The organism is Variovorax sp. UMC13 (assembly GCF_014170375.1).
GTDB lineage: Bacteria > Pseudomonadota > Gammaproteobacteria > Burkholderiales > Burkholderiaceae_C > Variovorax.
The window spans coordinates 306,063-326,566 of sequence record NZ_LZZW01000030.1 but is presented as its reverse complement, the minus strand read 5'-3'; the positions used below and the strand labels follow the sequence as shown (position 1 = coordinate 326,566).

Genomic DNA, 20,504 nt, shown 5'->3' with positions numbered 1-20,504 from the left:
CGGCACGGCCGGCGCGAACCCGCCGCCGGCCATCGTCTACTCGGGCGGTGGTGGTGGCGGTGGCGGCGGCCTGGTGCTGACGGGCGCGAGCGCGACCGTCGACACCGCAGGCCACACCGTCACCGGCGGCGCGGGCGGCTCCACGATGTGGGACGGCGCGGGCGGCGGCGGCGCCGGCCTGGCATTGGCCAACGGCGGCAGCGTGGTGAACGCCACCGGCCGCATCGTCGGCGGCGCGGGCGGCAACGGCTACAACGGTGGCGAAGGCGGCAGCAGCGTCTTCCTCTACCAGGGCGGCAGCCTCAACAACGGCGCCGGCGGCCAGCTGACGGGCGGCGCAGGCGGCACCGGCGGCATCGTCGATGTCGGCGGGAATGAACCCGGCCGCGGCGGCAACGGCGGCGACGCGGTGCGCAGCAACGGCGGCCAGATCACCAACGCCGGCACGGCACAGGGCGGGACCGGCGGCGTGGCCACCCTGGGCGGCAACGGCGGCAACGGCGTCGTCGCCAGCGGCTCGGCCAGCGTGACCAACACCGCCACGGGCCAGATCCTCGGCGGCACCGGCGGTGCCGTGGGCGGTACCGAAACCGTGTCGGTGGCCGGCCGCGGCGGCAGCGGCGTGGTGCTGCTGGACGCCGGCGCCACGGTGAGCAACGACGGCACGGTGCGCGGCGGCAACGCCGGCCTGGCCACGGCCGGCACGGGCGCGGCAGGCGGCGTCGGCATCACGGGTTCGGCCGCGGGTGGCAACACCGTGGTCAACGCCGGCCGCATCTCGGGCGGCTTGGACAGCAGCGGTGCGGTACGCGCCAACGCGGTCGAACTCCAGGGTTCGGGCAACCGGCTCGAACTGCGCGCCGGCGGCGTCTTCGACGGCAACGCCGTCGTGGCAGCGGGCGGCAGCAACAACACGCTGGCGCTGGGCGGCGACGCCACCGCGACCACCTTCGACGTGGCCACCATCGGCACCGCCTTCCAGGGCTTCGACGCCTTCCACAAGAGCGGCACCAGCGTCTGGACGCTGACCGGCGCGCAGGCCGGCGTCACGCCCTGGACCGTCGACGCCGGCGTGCTGGCGCTGACCGGCAACGCCAACCTGGGTGCCGCAGCCGGCACCCTGACGCTCAACGACGGCACGCTGCGCCTGGCGGCCGACGGCCTGCAGATCGCCAACGCGGTCACGCTGGGCACGGGCCAGCCGACGGTCGACACCGGCGCCTTCACCGGCACGCTGGCCGGCGCGATCGGCGGCAGCGGCGCGCTGACCAAGACCGGCACCGGCACGCTGGTGCTGACGGCGGCCAACACCTACGGCGGCGCCACCACCGTCGGCCAGGGCACGCTGCGTGCGGGCGCGGCCAACACGCTGAGCGCGGCCTCGGCCCACACGGTGGCGGCCGGCGCCACGCTCGACGTGGGTGGCTTCAACCAGACCGTGGCCTCGCTCAACAACGCGGGCACCGTCTCGCTGCTGAGCGCCACCCCGGGCACCACCCTGACCGTGAACGGCAACTACGTCGGCAACGGCGGCGTGCTGCGCCTGGGCACGGCCCTGGGCGACAGCGGCAGCGCGACCGACCGCCTGCTGCTCAACGGCGGCAACGCCAGCGGCAACACCACGGTGCAGATCACCAACCTGGGCGGCCTGGGCGCGCAGACTACGGGCAACGGCATCGAGGTCGTGGCCGCGCGCAACGGCGCCACCTCGACCGCCAACGCCTTCACCCTGGCCAACGGCCACGTCGACGCGGGCGCCTACGCCTACACGCTGCACGGCGCCGACCAGAGCTGGTTCCTGCGCTCGGAAACCGACGCGGCCCCGCCGGTGAACCCCGGCACGCCGGTCACGCCCGGCACGCCGGCCACGCCGCCGGCCACCGTGCCGACCTACCGCAGCGAAGTCCCGCTGTTCGCGGCGCTGCCGCAGCAGCTGCGCCAGGCCGACCTGGCCATGCTGGGCAACCTGCACCAGCGCATCGGCGACGAGCCGGTGGCCGGCGCGCCGGCCGCCAACGGCCCGCGCAACGCCTGGGGCCGCGTGATCTCCAGCGACATCGACGTGCGCCAGCAAGGCACGGTCTCGCCCGCGAGCAAGGGCCGCGTCGACGGCTTCCAGGTCGGCACCGACCTGTTCGCCGACGCCAACTGGCACGCCGGCGTCTACGTCGGCCAGCTCGACGGCGACGTGCGCACCAGCGGCTTCGCCAACGGCGTCTGGGGCGGCGTGGGCAGCAACGACCTGCGCACGCGCTACCTCGGCCTCTACGCCACCTGGACCAACGGCCGCGGCTTCTATGCCGACGCCGTGCTGCAGGCCGGCGACCACCGCTACACGCTGCGTCCGCAAGGCAATGCGTCGGTCACGGGCAAGGGCGACAGCCTGCTGGCGTCGATCGAACTCGGCCAGTCCTTCGCGCTGGGCCAGGGCTGGACGATCGAGCCGCAGCTGCAGCTGATCCACCAGCGCGTGGACCTCGACGACGTCGTGATCTCCGGCGCCCGCGTGCAGCAGGACGCCGACAACGGCTGGATCGCCCGTGCGGGCGTGCGGGTCAAGGGCGAGACGAGCACCGCGCTCGGCGCGCTGCAGCCCTACGGCCGCTTCAACCTCTACCGCGCCTCCAGCGGCACCGACATCGCCCGCTTCATCGGCCCCGCGGCCACCACCGACATCGCGACGCGCACCGGCGGCAGCTGGGGCGAAGTGGCCGGCGGCGCGACGCTGGCGCTGAACAGCACCTGGAGCGTCTACGGCGAAATTGGTCGACTTTTTGCGCTGGGTGGTGACGCGCGCGTGAAGAGTGGCGTACAAGGATCGCTGGGCCTCAAGGCTCGCTGGTAATCGACCATGGTCACCACCGACGCCCTGAAGCTCCGTCAACGCCACGTGAAACGCGGTCTCTGCCTGTTCTTCGTTCCTTCCATGCGACCTCCGCCCACCGAGCCATGACCACCACGCCCGACGCCGCATCCTCCGCCAGTCCCGAGCTTTCGTCCCACGCGCCCGCACCTCCGCCGGCCCGCGGGGCCGAAGGCGAGCGGTCCGCGCGGATGGCTGCGGTGGCGGGCGTGCTCGAACTGCCGCGCGCCGCGACGCCGGCCGGCGATGCGGACATCGGAAGCGTGCCCTGGTCGCTCGATGCGGCCACCTCGCTCGACCTGCAGGCCTTCGCGCTCGCACGCGAAACCTCGCTGCAGACCCTGTGCCTCGCGGCCTGGGCCGTGGTGCTGGCGCGGCTGAGCACGCAGGAGGAGCTGCTGCTGGCCGCGGCGGTGGACGCGGAAGGTCTGCAGGTGCTGTGGGCCGACCTGCGCGGCGAGCCCACCGTGGAGCAGCTGCTGTCGCGCCTCGACGCCGAGCGGGCGCTGCCGCCGGCCGCAGCCGACGCGCCATGCGCCGTCGCCGGTCTGCGCTTCGGCGCCTCGACAGCGCTGCCCGGCATGGAGCTGTCGTTGGCGCTGGCCCTGCGCAGCGACGGCACGCTCGAAGGCGTGCTGCATTTCGACGGCACCCTGTTCGACCGTGCCACGGCCGAACGCTGGGCCGGCCATGTGCAGACGGTGCTGGCCGCCCTGCCCGAACACGCGGACCGCCCGCTGGCCGCACTGCCGATGGTCGGCGCGGCCGAGCAGCGCTGGCTGCAGGGCTTCAACGCCACCGAGGCGGACTGGCCCGCGACGCTGCGGGTGCACGACCTGGTCGAGGCCCAGGCCCGGCGCACGCCCGAGGCCGAGGCGGTGCGCTTCGGCGACGCGGTGCTGCGCTACGTCGAACTCGAACGCGAGGCCGACCGCCTCGCGCGCCGGCTGCGCGCGCTGGGCGTCGGCCCCGACGTGCCGGTGGCCCTCTATGTGGAACGCAGCCTGGCCATGGTGGTCGGGCTGCTGGCCGTGCTCAAGGCCGGCGGCGCCTACGTGCCGCTGGACCCGAGCCATCCGCCGGACCGCACGGCGATCATCCTGGCCGGCGCGAAGCCCCAGGTCATTCTTTCCCAGACCACGCTGCGCGCCGCGCTGCCGGCCGACGAGACGACCCCGGTGCTGCTGCTCGACGCGCTGCCTGCGCAGGACGAGTGCACCGATGCGCCGGCCGCCGACGTGCAGCCGCAGCACCTGGCCTACGTGATCTACACCTCGGGCTCGACCGGCACGCCCAAGGGCGTGGCCATGCCGCACCGCGGCCTGGTCAACCTGCTGCACTGGCAGCTCGACCATCCGAAGGTGCCGAAGCCGCAACGCACGCTGCAGTTCGCGGCGCTGGGCTTCGACGTCGCATTCCAGGAGATCTTCGCCACACTCGCTGCCGGCGGCACGCTGGTGCTGATCGACGAGAGCGTGCGGCGCGATCCGCAGGCGCTGGTCGCGGTGCTGCGCGAACAGCGTGTGCAGCGGCTGTTCCTGCCCTTCATCGCCTTGCAGAACCTCGCCGAGTACGCGGTCGCGGCCGACGAGGCCCTGCCCGAGCTGCAGGACGTGATGACCGCCGGCGAGCAGCTGCACGCCAGCCCCGCGGTGCGCGCCTTCTTCACCCGCCATGCCGGCTGCCGGCTGCACAACCAGTACGGCCCGACCGAGAGCCACGTGGTCACGGCGCTGCAGCTGGCGGCCGACCCGGCGCAGTGGGCCGCCCTGCCCTCCATCGGCCGGCCCGTCGCCAACAACCGCATCCACGTGCTGGACCGCCACGGCTGCACGGCGCCGCTCGGCGTGCCGGGCGAGATCCACATCGGTGGCGTCGGCGTGGCCCGTGGCTACCTGCACCGGCCCGAACTCACGGCCGAACGCTTCGTGGCCGACCCCTTCAGCGCCGATCCCGACGCGCGGCTCTACAAGACCGGCGACATCGGCCGCTGGCGCGCCGACGGCGAGATCGACTACCTGGGCCGCAACGACCACCAGGTCAAGGTGCGCGGCTTCCGCGTCGAGCTGGGCGAGATCGAGAGCGCGCTGCTCACGCACCCCGCGGTGCGCGAGGCCGCGGTGCTCGCGCGCCACGACGGCGGCGGCGACGCCCGCCTGGTGGCCTACCTCACGGCCCAGCCCGGCATCGCGCCAGGTGCCGAGGCGCTGCGCAAGCACCTCCAGGCCACGCTGCCGGCCTACATGGTGCCCGCGCTGTTCGTGACGCTCGATGCGCTGCCGCGTTCGCCCAACGGCAAGATCGACCGCCGCGGCCTGCCCGAGCCGCTGGCCCAGCGCCCCGAGATGGCCGAGCCCTACGAAGAGGGCCGCACCGACACCGAGCGCCGCGTGTGCGCCGCCTTCGCGCGCGCACTGGGCATCGACCTCGCGGGCCGCCTCGACAACTTCTTCGAGCTGGGCGGCGATTCGCTGCGCGTGCTCAAGGTGCTGGCCGAGCTGCAGGCCGGCAGCGCGCGGCGCCTGTCGACCAACCTGTTCTTCCAGAACCCCACGCCGCAGGCCATCGCGCGCGAACTCGACGGCGCCGACCTGCCGGCGCCGGCCGTTGCGCGCAGCGCGCGTTCGAGCGCCGACGACGCGCAGGAGCCGATCGCGCTGGTCGGCATGGCCGGCCGCTTCCCCGGCGCCGCCGACGTCGAGCAGTTCTGGGCCCACCTGCTCGAAGGCCGCGACACCATCCGCTTCTTCGACGACGCCACGCTCGACGCCGGCGTGAGCGCCGCGCTGCGGGCCGACCCGAGCTATGTGCGCGCCCGCGGCGTGCTCGACGACGTCGACCAGTTCGACGCCGCCTTCTTCGGCATCAACCCCAAAGAGGCGACGCTGATGGACCCGCAGCAGCGGCTGTTCCTCGAGATCTGCTGGGAATGCATGGAGCGCGCGGGCTATGCGCCCGACCAGCAGCAGCGGCCGGTCGGCGTCTACGCCGGCATGCACAACGCGACCTACTTCCAGCGCCATGTGATGCCGCGCCCCGACCTGATCGACACGGTCGGCGAGTTCGCGGTGATGCTGGGCAACGAGAAGGATTACCTGGCCACGCGCGTGGCCCACCGGCTCAACCTCACCGGCCCGGCGATCAGCCTCAACACCGCCTGCTCGACTTCGCTGGTCGCGATGGCGCAGGCCTTCCATGCGCTGCGCTCGGGCCAGTGCGACATGGCGCTGGCCGGCGGCATCGCGATCACCTGCCCGCCCCACAGCGGCTACCTCTACCAGGAGGGCGCGATGTTCTCGCCCGACGGCCGCACGCGCAGCTTCGACGCCAACGCCCAGGGCACGGTGTTCAGCGACGGCGCGGCGGTGGTGATGCTCAAGCGCCTGTCCGATGCGCAGGCCGACGGCGACACCATTTACGCGCTGCTGCGCGGCGTCGGCGTGAACAACGACGGCGCGGTCAAGGCCAGCTTCACCGCGCCCAGCGTGGACGGCCAGGCCGCCGTGGTGTCGATGGCGCTGGCCTCGGCCGGCGTCGACGCGCGCAGCATGTCCTATGTCGAGGCCCACGGCACCGCCACGCCGATGGGCGATCCGGTCGAGGTCGCGGCCCTGGCCCGCGCCTATGCGCGCCACACGGCCGACAGCGGCTTCTGCGCCATCGGCTCGGTCAAGAGCAACATCGGCCACACGCTGATGGCCGCCGGCGCGGCCGGCGTGATCAAGACCGCGCTGGCGCTGCACCAACAGCAGCTGCCGGCCTCGCTGCATTTCAGCGCGGCCAACCCGTCCATCGATTTCGACGGCACGCCCTTCCGCGTGAATGCCGAGCGCTCGGCCTGGCCGCGCGAAGCCGGTGCGCCGCGCCGCGCGGGCGTGTCCTCCTTCGGCGTGGGCGGCACCAACGCGCACGTGATCCTCGAGGAGGCACCGCTCGCAGTGCCCTCGGAGCCGGTGGCCGGCCCGCAGCTGCTCACGCTCTCGGCCCGCACGCCGGCCGCGCTGGCCCGCATGGCGGCGCAACTGGCCGACCACCTCGCAGCCGACCCCGCGCTCAACCTCGGCGACGTGGCCCACACCTTGCGCGTCGGCCGCAAGGCCTTCGCGCAGCGGATGGCGCTGGTGGCCGACGGCACGGCCGAGGCCGTCGAACTGCTGCGTGCCGCCGACACGCCGTTCAAGCTGGCCGGCGCGGTCGCCGCGCGCGCCCACGAGCAGGTCTGGCTGTTCCCCGGCCAGGGCGCGCAGTACGCGGGCATGGGCCGCACGCTCTACGTGCACGACGAGGCCTTCCGCGCCGCCATGGACGCCTGCTTCGCGGCCTTCGACGGCGTGCTGCCCTTCGACCTGCAGGAGCGCATGTTCTCGGACGACGCCGACGCGCTGCGCCCGACTTCGGCCACCCAGCCCGCGACCTTCGCGCTCGAGTACGCGCTGGGCGCGCGCCTGCTGGCCTTCGGCCTGCGCCCCGCCGCCATGATCGGCCACAGCGTGGGCGAGTTCGCGGCCGCGGTGCTGGCCAACGTGATGTCGCTGGCCGACGCGGCCCGGCTGGTGGCCCAGCGCGGCGCGCTGATGCAGGCGCTGCCCGCGGGCCAGATGCTGTCGGTGCGGCTGTCGGCCGCGCAGGTGCAGCCCTACCTCGGCGAGGCGCTGTCGCTGGCGGCCGAGAACGGCCCCACGGCCAGCGTGATCGCCGGCCCCTTCGAGGCCATCGCGGCGCTGCAGGCCCGGCTCGAGACCGAGGGCGTGGCCGCGCGCCTGCTCGAGACCTCGCATGCCTTCCACTCGGCCATGATGGCGCCGGCGCTCGCGCCCTTCGAGGCGCTGGTGCGCGGCGTGACGCTCAACGCGCCGCAGCGCACCATCGTCTCGACGCTGACCGGCCGCGTGCTCACCGCCGACGAGGCCACCGATCCCGCCTACTGGGCGCGCCACCTGCGCGAGACCGTGCGCTTCTCGCCCGCGGTGCACGAGGTGCTGGCCCGCTTCACGCAGCCGCTGTTCATCGAGCTCGGCCCGCGCAACACCCTCTGCACGCTGGTGCGCCAGCACGCTACGCGCGAGCGCCCCGCGCCCGCGGCCTGCGCGCTGCTCGGCGCCGCGCCGGCCGACGAGCTGGTCGCGCACCGCCTGGCGCTGGGCCGGCTCTGGACCATCGGCCTCGCGCCCGACCTGCAGCAGCTCGACACCCGCGCCCGCAAGGCCCGCGTGCGGCTGCCCACCTATCCCTTCGAACGCAAGCGCCATTGGGTCGACAGCGCGGCCCCGGTGGCCGCCGCTGCCCTCGCCGTGCCCGCTGCCGCCGCCAACGCGGCCGTCGTTCCTCCTTCTCCTTCCATCGCCCCGACCTTGGAGTCGCCCATGCCCACCACGTCCACCGCCCGCCGCCCCGCCCTCCACGCCAAGCTGCGCGAGCTCTTCGAAGACATCTCCGGCACGCCGATGGCCGATGCCGACGGCGCGACCACCTTCATCGACCAGGGCCTCGACTCGCTGGTGCTCACCCAGGCCGCGCTGCAGGTCAAGAAGCACTTCAAGGTCAACATCAGCTTCCGCCAGCTGATGGAAGGCTGCCGCAGCTTCGACCTGCTGGCGGCGCACCTCGACGAGACGCTGCCGCCCGAACCCGCAGCGGCGGTCGCGGCACCGGTCGCGCCCATCGCGGCGGTCGCGTCCGTCACGCCGGTGGCCATGGCGGCACCCGTGGCCTCCGCGGTGGCCGTGCAGGCCTTCGCGCCCATGGCCGTGGGCGCCGATGCGTCCATGGTCCAGCAACTCATCGCGCAGCAGATGCAGCTGATGCAGCAGCAGCTCGCGCTGCTGGCCGGCGCCTCGGCCGCGCCCGCGGTGCAGGCGGCACCGGTGGCCGCGCCCGTTGCGGCACCTGTGGCAGCGCCGGCCGCCGCGGCCGCCGACACCCCGCTGGTCGGCGGCGGCGTGCCCTACGACGTCAAGAAGGCCTTCGGCGCGATCGCGCGCATCCACACCACGCCCAACCGCGAGATCACCGGCCGCCAGCAGGCCCGGCTCGATACCTTCGTGCGCCGCTATGTCGAACGCACGCGCGGCAGCAAGGACTTCACCGCGAAGAACCGCGGCCACATGGCCGACCCGCGCGTGGTCAACGGCTTCCGCCCCGCCACCAAGGAGATCACCTACCAGATCGTGGTCGACCGCTCCAAGGGCTCGCGCGTCTGGGACATCGACGGCAACGAGTACGTCGACACGCTCAACGGTTTCGGCATGAACATGTTCGGCTGGCAGCCGGACTTCCTCAATGACGCGATCCGCCGGCAACTCGACATCGGCTACGAGATCGGCCCGCAGCATCCGCTCGCGGCCGAGGTCACGCAGCGCATCTGCGAGCTCACCGGCTTCGACCGCGCGGCGCTGTGCAACACCGGCTCCGAGGCCGTGATGGCCGCGCTGCGCATCGCGCGCACCCACACCGGCCGCAGCACCGTGGTGCTGTTCAGCGGCTCCTACCACGGCACCTTCGACGAGGTGCTGGTGCGCGCCGGCCGCGGCGCGCGCGGCATCCCGGCCACGCCGGGCGTGATGAGCGGCATGTTCGGCGACGTGCGCGTGCTGGACTACGGCACGCCCGAGTCGCTGGACTTCATCCGCGCCCACGCCGACGAGCTGGCCGCGGTGCTGGTCGAGCCGGTGCAGAGCCGCCGGCCCGACTTCCAGCCGCGCGAGTTCCTGCAGGAGGTGCGCGCCATCACCGAGAAGAGCGGCACCTGCATGATCTTCGACGAGGTCATCACCGGCTTCCGCACCCATCCGGGCGGCGCGCAGGCGCTGTTCGGCGTGCGCGGCGACCTGGCCACCTACGGCAAGGTGATCGGCGGCGGCATGCCCATCGGCGCGGTCGCGGGCCGGCGCGAGTACATGGACGCGCTCGACGGCGGCGCCTGGAACTACGGCGACGACTCGATCCCCACGGTGGGCGTGACCTACTTCGCCGGCACCTTCGTGCGGCATCCGCTCACGCTGGCCGCGGCCAAGGCCTCGCTCGACCACCTGCATGCGTCCGGTGGCGCGCTGCAGACCCAGCTCAACCTGCACACCGCGGCCATGGCCGACGAGCTCACGGCCTTCTGCCGCGAGGTCGGCGCGCCGCTGGAGATCCGCTACTTCGGCTCGCTGTGGCGCGTGAGCTGGCTCGAGGACCATCCGCTGCAGGACCTGCTGTTCGCGATGATGCGCAGCCGCGGCGTGCACATCCTCGACAACTTCCCCTGCTTCATGACCACGGCCCACACGCCGGCCGACATCGCGCTGCTCAAGTCGGCTTTCAAGGAGTCGATCGCCGAGATGCAGGAGGCCGAGTTCCTGCCCGGCGGCGCGCCCGCGGCCCGCCGCTTCGACGCCGCCAGGCCGCCCGTGCCCAACGCCCGCCTGGGACGCGACAAGGACGGACAGCCCGCTTGGTTCGTGCCCGACGCCGCACAGCCCGGCAAGTTCCGTAGGATCGACGCATGACCCCCTCGCGCTACACCCCCGGCAGCCCGGACCTCCACGACGGTCTGGGCCAGGATTTCGACCCCTTCGCGTTCGGCGCGATCGCCGGCGTGATCCCGAGCACCGAGGCGCAGCGCGAGGTCTGGCTGGCGCACCAGCTGGGCAGCGAAGCCTCGCTGGCCTACAACGAATCGGTCGACCTGGCGCTCGACGGTCCGCTGGAGCCGGCCGCGCTCGAGGCCGCACTGGTGGCGCTGGTGGCGCGCCACGATGCCTTGCGCGCCAGCTTCTCGCTCGACGGCACCGAGCTGATCGTGGTCGAGGCCGGCGCCTTCGAGCTGCCGCTGCACGACCTGAGCGGCCTGGAGGCCGAGGCCCGCGACCAGGCGATGGCGGCCGCGCACGCCGAGGCCGTCGAGACCCCGTTCGACCTCGAGCGCGGTCCGCTGCTGCGCGCCGCGCTCTACCGCCACACGCCGACGCGCCACGTGCTGCTGCTGACCGCCCACCACACGGTGTGCGACGGCTGGTCTTGGGGCGTGATCGCCGACGAACTGGGCCAGCTCTACGCCGAGCAGACCGGCCAGGGCCCGGCGCTCGAGCCCGCGCCCAGCTACGCCGACTACGCGAACTGGGCGCGCGAGGAGGCCGAAACGCCGGCTGCGCGCGCGCAGCTCGCCTACTGGCTCGGCCGCTACCCCGACGCCACGCTGCCCACGCTTGAGCTGCCGCTGGACCGGGCCCGCCCCGCGCGCCGGCGCTTCAACGCGCGCCGGCTCGACGTGCTGCTGCCCGCGGCCTTGGCCGAGGCCGCGCGGCAGCAGGGCGCGCGGGCCGGCGTGAGCCTGTTCGCCACGCTGTTCAGCCTGTTCGCGGCGCTGATGCACCGGCTCTCGCAGCAGGACGACCTGGTCATCGGCGTGCCGGTGGCCGGCCAGGCCGCGAGCGACATGCCGCGGCTGGTGGGCCACTGCGTGAACCTGCTGCCGGTGCGCGTCGCGGTCGAGGCGTCGCAGCCGGTCGAGACGCTGCTCAAGACCGTGGGTGGCACGCTGCTCGATGCCTTCGAGCACCAGACGCTGACCTACGGCGCGCTGCTCAAGAAGCTGCCGGTGGCGCGCGACCCGAGCCGGCCCTCGCTGGTGAGCGTGATGTTCAACCTCGACCGTGCCCCGGCCTCGCCGGGCGGCACCTTCCCCGGCCTGCACAGCACGCTGAGCGGCAACCCGCGCCACTTCGAGAACTTCGAGCTCTTCCTCAACGTGGTGCCGGTGGCCGACGGCCTGATGCTCGAGCTGCAGTACAACACCGCGCTGTTCGACGAGCGCACCGTGCGCCGCTGGCTGGCGCTGTACACCACGGCGCTCGAGCGCCTGACGCGCACGCCCGGCACGAGCGTGGCCGAGGCGCTGGCCTGCAGCGCCGACGACGTGGCGCTGCTGCGGTCCTTCAACGCCACCGCCGCGCCCTTCGATGCGCAGCTGCGCATCGACGCGCTGATCGCGCGCCAGGCCCAGGCCACGCCCGAGGCGCTCGCGGTGCGCGCCGGTGGCGCCTCGCTGAGCTACCGCGAACTCGACCGCCGGGCCAACGGCCTGGCCGCCGCGCTGCAGGCGCAGGGCATCGGCCCGGGTGACCTGGTGGGCCTGTGCTGCGGCCGCAATGCGCACATGCTGGTCGCGCTGGTGGGCATCCTGAAATCGGGGGCGGGCTATGTGCCGCTGGACCCGGCCTTCCCGCGCGAGCGGCTCGAATTCATGACCGGCGATGCGCAGCTGCGCGTGGCCGTCACCGACGCCGACACCGATGGCGCGGCGCCGCTGCAGGCGCTGGCGCGCGTGCGCGCCGACCAGGTGGCGCCGGCCGATGCGGCACCCGGCCATGCCGGCGACGCCGAGGGCGTGGCCTACGTGATCTACACCTCGGGCTCCACCGGCCGGCCCAAGGGCGTGCGGGTGCCGCACCGCAGCGTGGGGAACCTGCTGACCAGCCTGCGCAGCGTGCCGGGCATCGACGCGCAGCGCCGCGTGCTGGCCGTGACCACGCTGTCCTTCGACATCGCGGTGTCCGAGGTGATCCTGCCTTTGACCGTGGGCGCCTGCATCGTGGTCGCCGACAAGACCCAGGCCATGCAGGGCGACCGCCTGCGCGCGCTGATCGAGACCGATGAGGTCGACTTCGTCGACGCCACGCCCTCGACCTGGCGCATCCTGCTCGACGCGGGCTGGCCGGGCCGGCGCGACCTGCTGGCCATCTGCACCGGCGAACCGCTGCCGGGCGACCTCGCGCGGCAGCTGCTGCCGATGGTGGGCGAGCTCTGGAACGGCTACGGCCCTACCGAGACCACCGTGTGGTCGAGCTTCCACCGCGTGCTGCAGGCCGACGGCGTGATCCCGATCGGCCGGCCGATCGCCAACACCGAGTTCCATGTGCTCGATGCCGCGCTGCGCCCGCTGCCCGTGGGCGTGACCGGCGAGCTCTACATCGGCGGCGCCGGCGTGACGCTGGGCTACCTGAACCGGCCCGAGCTCACCGAGCAGCGCTTCGTGCCCGTGCCGGGGGCGCCGGCCGGCGCGGCGCGCTGGTACCGCACCGGCGACCTGGGCCGCTGGCGCGCCGACGGCGTGCTCGAATGCCTGGGCCGCGCCGACGACCAGGTCAAGGTGCGCGGCTACCGCATCGAGCTGGGCGAGATCGAATCGAACCTCGCGCGCCATGCGGGCGTGGACCGTGCGCTGGTGGTCACGCGCGAGGACGCGCCGGGCGACGTGCGCATCGTGGCCTACGTGGTGCCGCGCGGCCCCATGCCCGAGGCCGCGGCGCTGCGTCAGCACCTGGCGGCCTTCCTGCCCGAGTACATGCTGCCGCAGCATTTCGTGGCGCTCGACGCACTGCCGCTGCTGCCCAACGGCAAGGTCAACCGCCAGGCGCTGCCGGCGCCGCAGAGCGCGGTCGCCACGCGCAGCGCCGCGGCCGTGCCGCCGCGCGACGAACTCGAGCAGCAGATCCTCACGGTGATGGAGCAGACGCTGAGCCTGCCGGGCCTGGGCATCGAGGACGACTTCTTCGCGCTCGGCGGCCACTCGCTGCTGGCCGCGCGCTTCACCGCCCGGCTCGGCCGCGAACTGCAGCTCAAGCTGCCGATGTCGATGCTGTTCGAGGCGCCCACGGTCGAGCGCATCGCGCAGGCCGTGCGCCGCCTGCGCGGCGAGGGCCAGTCCGAGGCGCAGGCGCCGATCGTCGCGCAGCGCGACCGCCGCAGCGCGCCGCTCACGCCAATGCAGGAGCGCATCCTTTTCCTCGAGGAGCTGCATCCCGGCCGCCCGGTCTACAACGCGCCTTCGGGCCACCGCTTCCTCGGGCCGCTGGACATCGAGCAATTCCGTGCCGCGCTGCGCGAGATGGTGCAACGCCATGGCGCCCTGCGCACGGCCGTGGGCCGCGACGCGACGGGCGCGCCGGTCCAGACCATCGCGGCCCACGTCGACTTCGAGGTGCCGCTGATCGACCTGAGCACGCTGCCCGAGGACGAGCGCGAAGCCGAACTCATGCGGCGCATGCAGCAGCTGGCCGACCAGCCGCTGGACATCCACCGCGCGCCGCTGTTCCACATGGCGCTCTACCGCATGGGGCCCGAGGACCACGGCTTCATGTTCGTGCCGCACCACCTCATCTGGGACGGCTGGTCCTTCGACATCTACCAGGCCGAGCTGTCGGCGCTCTACGGCGCGCGGGTGCGCGGCCGGCCGCACACGCTGCCCGAGCCGCCGGTCGCGATGGGCGACTACGCGCAGTGGTACGCCGACTGGATGCAGCAGCCCGACTTCGCGCGCCAGCTCGACTTCTGGAAGCAGCGCTTCGCGCGCATGCCCGCATCGCGCGCGGCGCGCACCGACATGCCGCGCAAGGCCGGCATGTCCGGCAACGGCGGCGTCAACTGGATCCACATCGACCCGGCCGCCACGCAGCGCCTGCGCGAGGTGGCGCGCCGGCACGACGTCACGCTCAGCATGCTGACGCTGGGCGCCTACGTGCTGATGATGAGCAGCGCCATCGACAGCCCCTCGGTCGTGATCGCGACGCCGGTGCGCGGCCGCGAGGCGCCCGAGCTGGAATCGGTGATGGGCTTCTTCAACAACGTGCTGCCGCTGCCCTTCCAGGTCGAGGCCGGCCAGGACTTCGGCGCCTTCATCCGCTACGTGAAGCAGGAACTGGTGGCGGTCATGCGCTACCAGCAGGTGCCGTTCGAGCGCATGGCGACCGAGCCCGAGTTCGTGCGCCTGGCGCAGGGCGCGGGCCTCTACCAGGGGCTGTTCTCGTTCCAGGACGCGCGCGAGCGCCCGCACGATTTCGGCGGCCTCACGCACCGGCAGGTGCACCTGCTGCAGCGCGGCGCCACCGACGACCTGGGGTTGTGGCTGCTGGAGAAGCCGCAGGGCCTCGAGGGCCCGATCGCCTACAACGCCGACATCTACCTGCCCGAGACCGGCACCGCCTTCCGCGACCGCTTCGTCGAGATCCTGCACACCATCGCCGAGCGCCCGGACGTGCCGCTGGCCGAGCTGCTGGCGCCGGCCGACTCGGCCAGCGCGCGCATCCTGCGCCGCCTGTCCTCGTCCGCCGAGGCCTCGCCGGCCGCGCCGCGCGCGCCGGTCGCGGCCGCGCTGCTGCCGGCGCAGGCGCAGCTGGCCGCGGTCTGGGCCCAGGTGCTCAACATCGACATCGGCGACATCCGCGCCGGCGACAACTTCTTCGACCTGGGTGGCGATTCGCTGCTGGCCATGCGCGTGGTGCAGCAGTCGGAGCAGAGCCTCGGCCTGCGCATCGAACCGCGCCGCTACATGTTCGAGAGCCTGGCGCAGCTGGCGGCCACCGAGGCCGCGGTCGACATCGCTGCCGAGGCCGGCGCCACCGCCGAGGCCCCGCGCGGCGGGCTGCTGAACCGCATGTTCTCCGGCTGGGGACGCAAGCCATGACGCCGCTGCTGTTCGGTCCCCCGTCGCGGCGGCTGTTCGGCCTGTTCCATGCGGCCGACAGCGCGCGCGTGTCCGACACCGCGGTGCTGCTGTGCCCGCCCATGGGCCACGAGGCCCTGCGCAGCCATCGCTTCTACCGCCTGCTCGCGCTGCGGCTGGCGCGCGCCGGCATGCCGGTGCTGCGCTTCGACCCCTACGGCACCGGCGATTCGCCGGGCGACGACGAGGACGGCGAGCTCGACGGCTGGCGCCGCGACATCGCATCGGCGCACCGCGAACTCGCGGCCCGTTCCGGTGCCTCGCGCATCGTGTGGTTCGGCGCCCGCATGGGGGCCACGCTGGCCCTGCAGGCCGCGGCGATGGCCGAGCCGCGCATCGCGCGCCTGGTGCTGTGGGAGCCGGTGCTCGACGGTCCCGCGTACCTCGAGGAGCTGCGCGAAAAGCATGTGAGCGAGCTCGAACTCAGCCATTCCCTGCCCGATCCCGGCTGGCGCCGCAGCCTGCGCGTCGATCCGGGGGCCTTCAGCGACGAGGCCTTCGGCTTCGCGCTGTCGTCGGTGCTGCGCGCGCAGATCGCCGCGCTCACGCCGCCCTCGGGGCGGGTGCTGGGCGACGGCGTCGAACTGGTCACCCTGGCCAAGCCCGAGGATGCGCGCACGCGCCAGTGGATGACGGTGCAGGCCAGCCGTGGTACGGTGCGTCACGTGCCGCTCGCACACCCGCTGATCTGGACCAGCAACCCGTCCCCCGGCAACGAGATGGTCCCGGCCGAGGCCCTCCAACGCGTGATGGCGGAAATCCATGAGTGACTTCTCCGAAGCACCGGTGCTGTTCGGCTCCGACGACCATCTGTTCGGCCTGCTCACGCGGCCGCAGGGCCTGACGGGCCAGATGAGCGACATCGGCTGCCTGGTGCTCAACACCGGCGTGAACCATCGCATCGGCCCGCACCGGATCAACGTGAAGGCCGCGCGCCGCCTGGCCGGCGCCGGCCTGCCGGCCCTGCGCTTCGATCTCTCGGGCATCGGCGACAGCGTGGCGGCCCAGAGCCGCAACGGCTACCGCGCGCAGGCGCTAGAGGACATGAAGGCCGCCATGGACTTCCTGTCGCAGCGCCATGGCCTGCGCCGCTTCCTGGTGTTCGGCATCTGTTCAGGCGCCGAGAACGGCCTGGCGCTGGCGCTGGACGATCCGCGCGTGATCGGCCTGCTGTCCTTCGACGGCGAGATCTACATGACCCGCACCGTGCGGCTGGAGCGCAAGCTGCGCCGCATGGCGGCCTTCCCGCGCAATGCGGCGGTGCGCGCGAGCTATCCCTGGTGGCACGACCTGGTCGGCTGGCTCGGCGACGGCGATGCGGCGGCGCGCGAGCGCAGCCTGGGGCGCCTGCGTGCCCTGCTGCCGCACCGCGCCGCGGCGGCGGAAGCGGGCGGTTTCCTGGGCGGCGGCGAGGGCAAGGTCTTCTCGGCCGCCGACTACGAGCGCGCGCTGCTGTCCCTGGTCGACCGGGGGGTGGCGCTGTCGCTGATGTATTCGAACACCTACAACGGCTTCGACCGCGACCACAGCATGCTGAGCCAGCTGCGCGGCTCGCGCCTGTTCGGCCTGGTGCAGTACCGCTTCTGGCCGGACATCGACCACACCGCGACCACGCTGGCGATGCAGGCCCGGCTGCTGGACGCGGTCGACAGCTGGGCCCGCGGCGTCGCCTTCGGCCCGGCGGCTCAGAGCCAGGCGGCTTCGGGCGCCATCACCACCTCCGGTCCGGCCGAGATGGCGGCCGCGAGCGACTGCGCTTCGGGCAAGAGCCGCGCGAAGTAGAAGCGCGCCGTGGCGAGCTTCGCCGCATAGATCGGCTCGGTCCCCGCGCCGTGCGCCAGGCCGATGTCGGCCATGCGCGCCCACATCCAGGCCAGCGAGACATGGCCCACCAGCCGCAGGAAGGGCGTGGCGGCCGCGCCCGCCGCGTCGGGATTCCTCTCGGCCAGCAGCGACAGGTGGCGCGCGGTGCGCAGGGCCAGTGAAGCCGCCTCGCGCAGCGGCGCGCAGAAGGGCTGCATGGCCTCGACGTCGGCCCTGGCGTCGGCGAAATCGGTGATGACCTGCAGGTAGCGCGCGAACTTCGCGGTGCCGTCGGCGAGCACCTTGCGGCCCAGCAGGTCCATCGCCTGCACGCCGTTCGAGCCTTCGTACAGCGGGATGATGCGGGCATCGCGCAGGTGCTGCTCCACGCCGTTGTCGCAGATGTAGCCATGGCCGCCGAAGACCTGCATCGCCATGCTCGTGCATTCCACCGCCAGGTCGCTGCTGAAGGCCTTCACGATCGGCGTGGCCACCGCCAGCAGCTCGGCCGCTTCCTGCCGCGCCGCCGGCGTGTCGCCGCGGTGCTGCAGGTCGATCAGGTGCGAGGCCCACAGCGCATAGGCGCGCGTGCCTTCGACGTAGGCCTTCTGCGTGAGCAGCATGCGGCGCACGTCGGCATGTTCGATGATCGGATCGGCCGGCGCCTCGCGGCGCTGCGCCGACGGGGCCCGCCCCTGGGTGCGGTCCTTCGCGTAGGCCAGCGCCTTCTGGTAGGCCGCGTCCATCAGGCCGATCGCGTTGACGCCGACGATGATGCGCGCGTGGTTCATCATCACGAACATCGAGGCCAGGCCCTTGTTCGCCTCGCCCAGCAGCCAGCCCTGGGCGCCGTCGAAGTTCATGGTGCAGGTGGCGTTGCCATGGATGCCCATCTTGTGCTCGATCGAACCGCACTGCACCGCGTTGCGCGCGCCGAGGCCGCCGTCGGCATCGACGATGAACTTCGGCACGATGAACAGCGAGATGCCCTTCACGCCGGGCGGCGCGTCGGGCAGGCGCGCGAGCACCAGGTGCACGATGTTGGCCGTCAGGTCCTGCTCGCCGCCCGAGATGAAGATCTTGGCGCCGGTGAGCTCGTAGCTGCCGTCGAGGCGCGGCACGGCGCGCGTGCGCAGCAGGCCCAGGTCGGTGCCGCTGTGCGGCTCGGTCAGGCACATCGTGCCGGCCCAGGCGCCCGAGGCGATCTGCGGCAGGTAGGTCGCCATCTGCTCGGCCGAGCCGTTGGCCGCGAGGCAGGTGTAGGCCGCGTGCGACATGCCCGGGTAGGCGGCCCAGCCCATGTTGGCGCCGCACAGGATCTCGAACAGCGCGTTGTTCAGCACCGTCGGCATGCCCTGGCCGCCATGCGCGGGCTGGCAGGCCAGCGCGGGCCAGCCGGCCGCGACGAACTGGTCGTAGGCGGGCTTGAAGCCCGCGGGCGTGGTGACCACGCCCGCGCTCGGCATGCGGCAGCCCTCGCGGTCGCCGCTGCCGTTGAGCGGCGCGACCACCTCTTCGGCGAAGGTGCCAGCGGCGTCGAGGATCTGGTCCATCACCTCGGGGTCGAAGTCGCTGCCGTCGGTGCCGCCGAGGACCTGCGGCAGGTTCAGCAGTTCGTGGAGGACGAAGCGGATGTCGCGCAGCGGCGCGTGGTAGCGAAGGCTCATGGCGTGGGGTCTCGGTGGGGTGTGCGGATTCAGGCCGTGGCGGCGGGCTGGCGCAGTTCCTTGCGCAGGATCTTGCCGACCGTGGACTTGGGCAGCGCGGGCACGAAGCTCACGTGCTTGGGCACCTTGTAGGCGGCCAGGTTGCCGCGACAGTGGGCGCGGATGGCGTCGGCGCTGAGCTCGGGCTGCCGGCTCACCACGAACAGGTGCGGCACCTCGCCCGAGCGCTCGTCGGGCACGCCGATGCAGGCGCATTCGACCACCTCGGCCATCATCGCCACCACGCCCTCGATCTCGTTGGGATAGACGTTGAAGCCCGAGACCAGGATCATGTCCTTCTTGCGGTCGACCACGTACATGTAGCCTTCGGCGTCCATGGTCACGACGTCGCCGGTGCGGAACCAGCCGTCGGCGGTGAAGGCGCGCCGGGTCTCGTCGGGGCGGTTCCAGTAGCCCGCGAACACCTGCGGGCCCTTGATCAGCAGCTCTCCGCGCTCGCCGATGGCCACCGGCCGGTCGCTGTCGTCGACGATCAGCACGTCGGTCGAGGGCACGGCGCGGCCGATGGTGCCGTTGCGGCCCGGCGGGTTGAAGGTCACGCTGGGCGAAGTCTCGGTCAGGCCGTAGGCCTCGGTGATCGCCGGCGCGCCCGCGGCGACCCAGCGCTGCGCGACCGCACTCTGGATCGAGGCCCCCGCGCCCGCCACCAGCCGCGTGCGCGAGAAGTCCACGGCCGACAGCTCGGGGCTCGCGACCAGCGCGTTGAACAAGGTGTTGACGCCGATCAGGATCTCGAAGGGCGCGCGCTGCAGCTCCTCGATGAACTTCGGCACGTCGCGCGGGTTCTGCACCAGCCGGTTCTCGGCCCCCGCGTCGAGCGCGAAGAAGGCCATGGCCAATGGATAGACGTGGTAGAGCGGCAGCGGCGTCACCATCGACTTGCCCTGCATCGGGCCGGCCTGCTCGATCCACAGCCGGATCTGGGCCAGGCTGGCGCCGAAGCTCGCATGGGTGAGCACCGCGCCCTTCGAGACGCCGGTGGTGCCGCCGGTGTACTGCAGGAAGGCGGGGTCGGCCGGCCGCACCGTGACCGGCGCCAGGCCGGCCTTCGCGCCCCAGGCGATGGCGTGCGCCAGGCTCAGCCGGCTCACACCGAAGGGGCCGGTGGACAGCGCCTCGTTGCCGGCCACGACGCCGGTGGCATCGGTCGACGCCCGCAGGCCGGCCAGCGGCGCGAGCAGGATGTGCTGCACGTCGCAGTCGCCCATGCCGGCCTGCAGCGCATCGGCCAGGTTCTCCGACACCACCACGCAGCGCGCGCCGGCGTCGCGCAACTGGTGCTCGACTTCCCGCGCCGTGTATTGCGGATTGACCGTGACCGCCACCAGGCCGGCCTTGAGCACGCCGGCCAGCGCCACCAGGTAGGCCAGGCTGTTGGGCATCATCAGCGCGACCCGGTCGCCGGGGGCCAGGTCCAGGCTCTGCAGGTGGCCGGCCAGGCCGTCCGACAGCGTGCCGAGCTGCGTGAAGCTCAGCGATTCGCCGAGGCAGGTGGCGGCGGTCGCGTCGCCGTGCGTGCGCACCGCGCGCGCCAGCAGCGTGAGCAGGGTTTCGTCGGCGGGCAGCGCGATGTCGGTGGCCATGCCGGGCGGGTACGAGGCATGCCAGAGGCGGTGTTCCATGGTCT

Annotated in this window: 7 protein-coding genes; 5 read left to right on the top strand and 2 right to left on the bottom strand. The window is 73.1% G+C overall.

The genetic code is table 11. The features are described from left to right. The 5 genes from A9977_RS24980 to A9977_RS24960 form a co-directional block, all read left to right on the top strand. On the top strand, nucleotides 1-2,845 hold a 2,845-nt coding region (locus tag A9977_RS24980; RefSeq protein WP_310936189.1), incomplete at its 5' end, for an autotransporter outer membrane beta-barrel domain-containing protein. 104 nt (nucleotides 2,846-2,949) lie between these two features. Then, on the top strand, nucleotides 2,950-10,353 hold the full coding sequence (locus A9977_RS24975) for a polyketide synthase (protein ID WP_259652130.1): 7,404 nt from the start codon (nucleotides 2,950-2,952) through the stop codon (nucleotides 10,351-10,353). Further along, the gene (locus A9977_RS24970; protein WP_183027533.1) at nucleotides 10,350-15,308 is read left to right on the top strand and encodes a non-ribosomal peptide synthetase; all 4,959 of its coding nucleotides are present in this window, start codon (nucleotides 10,350-10,352) and stop codon (nucleotides 15,306-15,308) included. Before A9977_RS24975 ends, A9977_RS24970 begins: the two co-directional genes overlap by 4 nt. Further along, nucleotides 15,305-16,117, top strand: coding sequence for an alpha/beta fold hydrolase (locus A9977_RS24965; protein WP_183027532.1), 813 nt, complete (start codon nucleotides 15,305-15,307; stop codon nucleotides 16,115-16,117). The genes A9977_RS24970 and A9977_RS24965 overlap by 4 nt, the downstream gene beginning before the upstream one ends. Then, the gene (locus A9977_RS24960; protein ID WP_183027531.1) at nucleotides 16,110-17,129 is read left to right on the top strand and encodes a hypothetical protein; all 1,020 of its coding nucleotides are present in this window, start codon (nucleotides 16,110-16,112) and stop codon (nucleotides 17,127-17,129) included. The genes A9977_RS24965 and A9977_RS24960 overlap by 8 nt, the downstream gene beginning before the upstream one ends. On the opposite strand, the gene A9977_RS24955 is transcribed toward A9977_RS24960, so the two are convergent. Beyond that, nucleotides 17,033-18,817, bottom strand: a complete 1,785-nt coding sequence (locus tag A9977_RS24955; RefSeq protein ID WP_183027530.1) for an acyl-CoA dehydrogenase C-terminal domain-containing protein — start codon at nucleotides 18,815-18,817, stop codon at nucleotides 17,033-17,035. The two genes, A9977_RS24960 and A9977_RS24955, sit on opposite strands and share 97 nt — an antisense overlap. Nucleotides 18,818-18,846: 29 nt before the next feature. After that, the gene (locus tag A9977_RS24950) at nucleotides 18,847-20,499 is read right to left on the bottom strand and encodes an AMP-binding protein (RefSeq protein WP_183027529.1); all 1,653 of its coding nucleotides are present in this window, start codon (nucleotides 20,497-20,499) and stop codon (nucleotides 18,847-18,849) included. Nucleotides 20,500-20,504 lie beyond the last annotated feature (5 nt).

Excerpts from the sequence above, each read along its gene's own strand:
- A9977_RS24975 (WP_259652130.1), top strand. The coding sequence starts at position 2,950 with ATGACCACCACGCCCGACGCCGCATCCTCCGCCAGTCCCGAGCTTTCG.
- A9977_RS24970 (WP_183027533.1), top strand. The coding sequence starts at position 10,350 with ATGACCCCCTCGCGCTACACCCCCGGCAGCCCGGACCTCCACGACGGT.
- A9977_RS24965 (WP_183027532.1), top strand. The coding sequence starts at position 15,305 with ATGACGCCGCTGCTGTTCGGTCCCCCGTCGCGGCGGCTGTTCGGCCTG.
- A9977_RS24960 (WP_183027531.1), top strand. The coding sequence starts at position 16,110 with ATGAGTGACTTCTCCGAAGCACCGGTGCTGTTCGGCTCCGACGACCAT.
- A9977_RS24955 (WP_183027530.1), bottom strand. The coding sequence starts at position 18,817 with ATGAGCCTTCGCTACCACGCGCCGCTGCGCGACATCCGCTTCGTCCTC.
- A9977_RS24950 (WP_183027529.1), bottom strand. The coding sequence starts at position 20,499 with ATGGAACACCGCCTCTGGCATGCCTCGTACCCGCCCGGCATGGCCACC.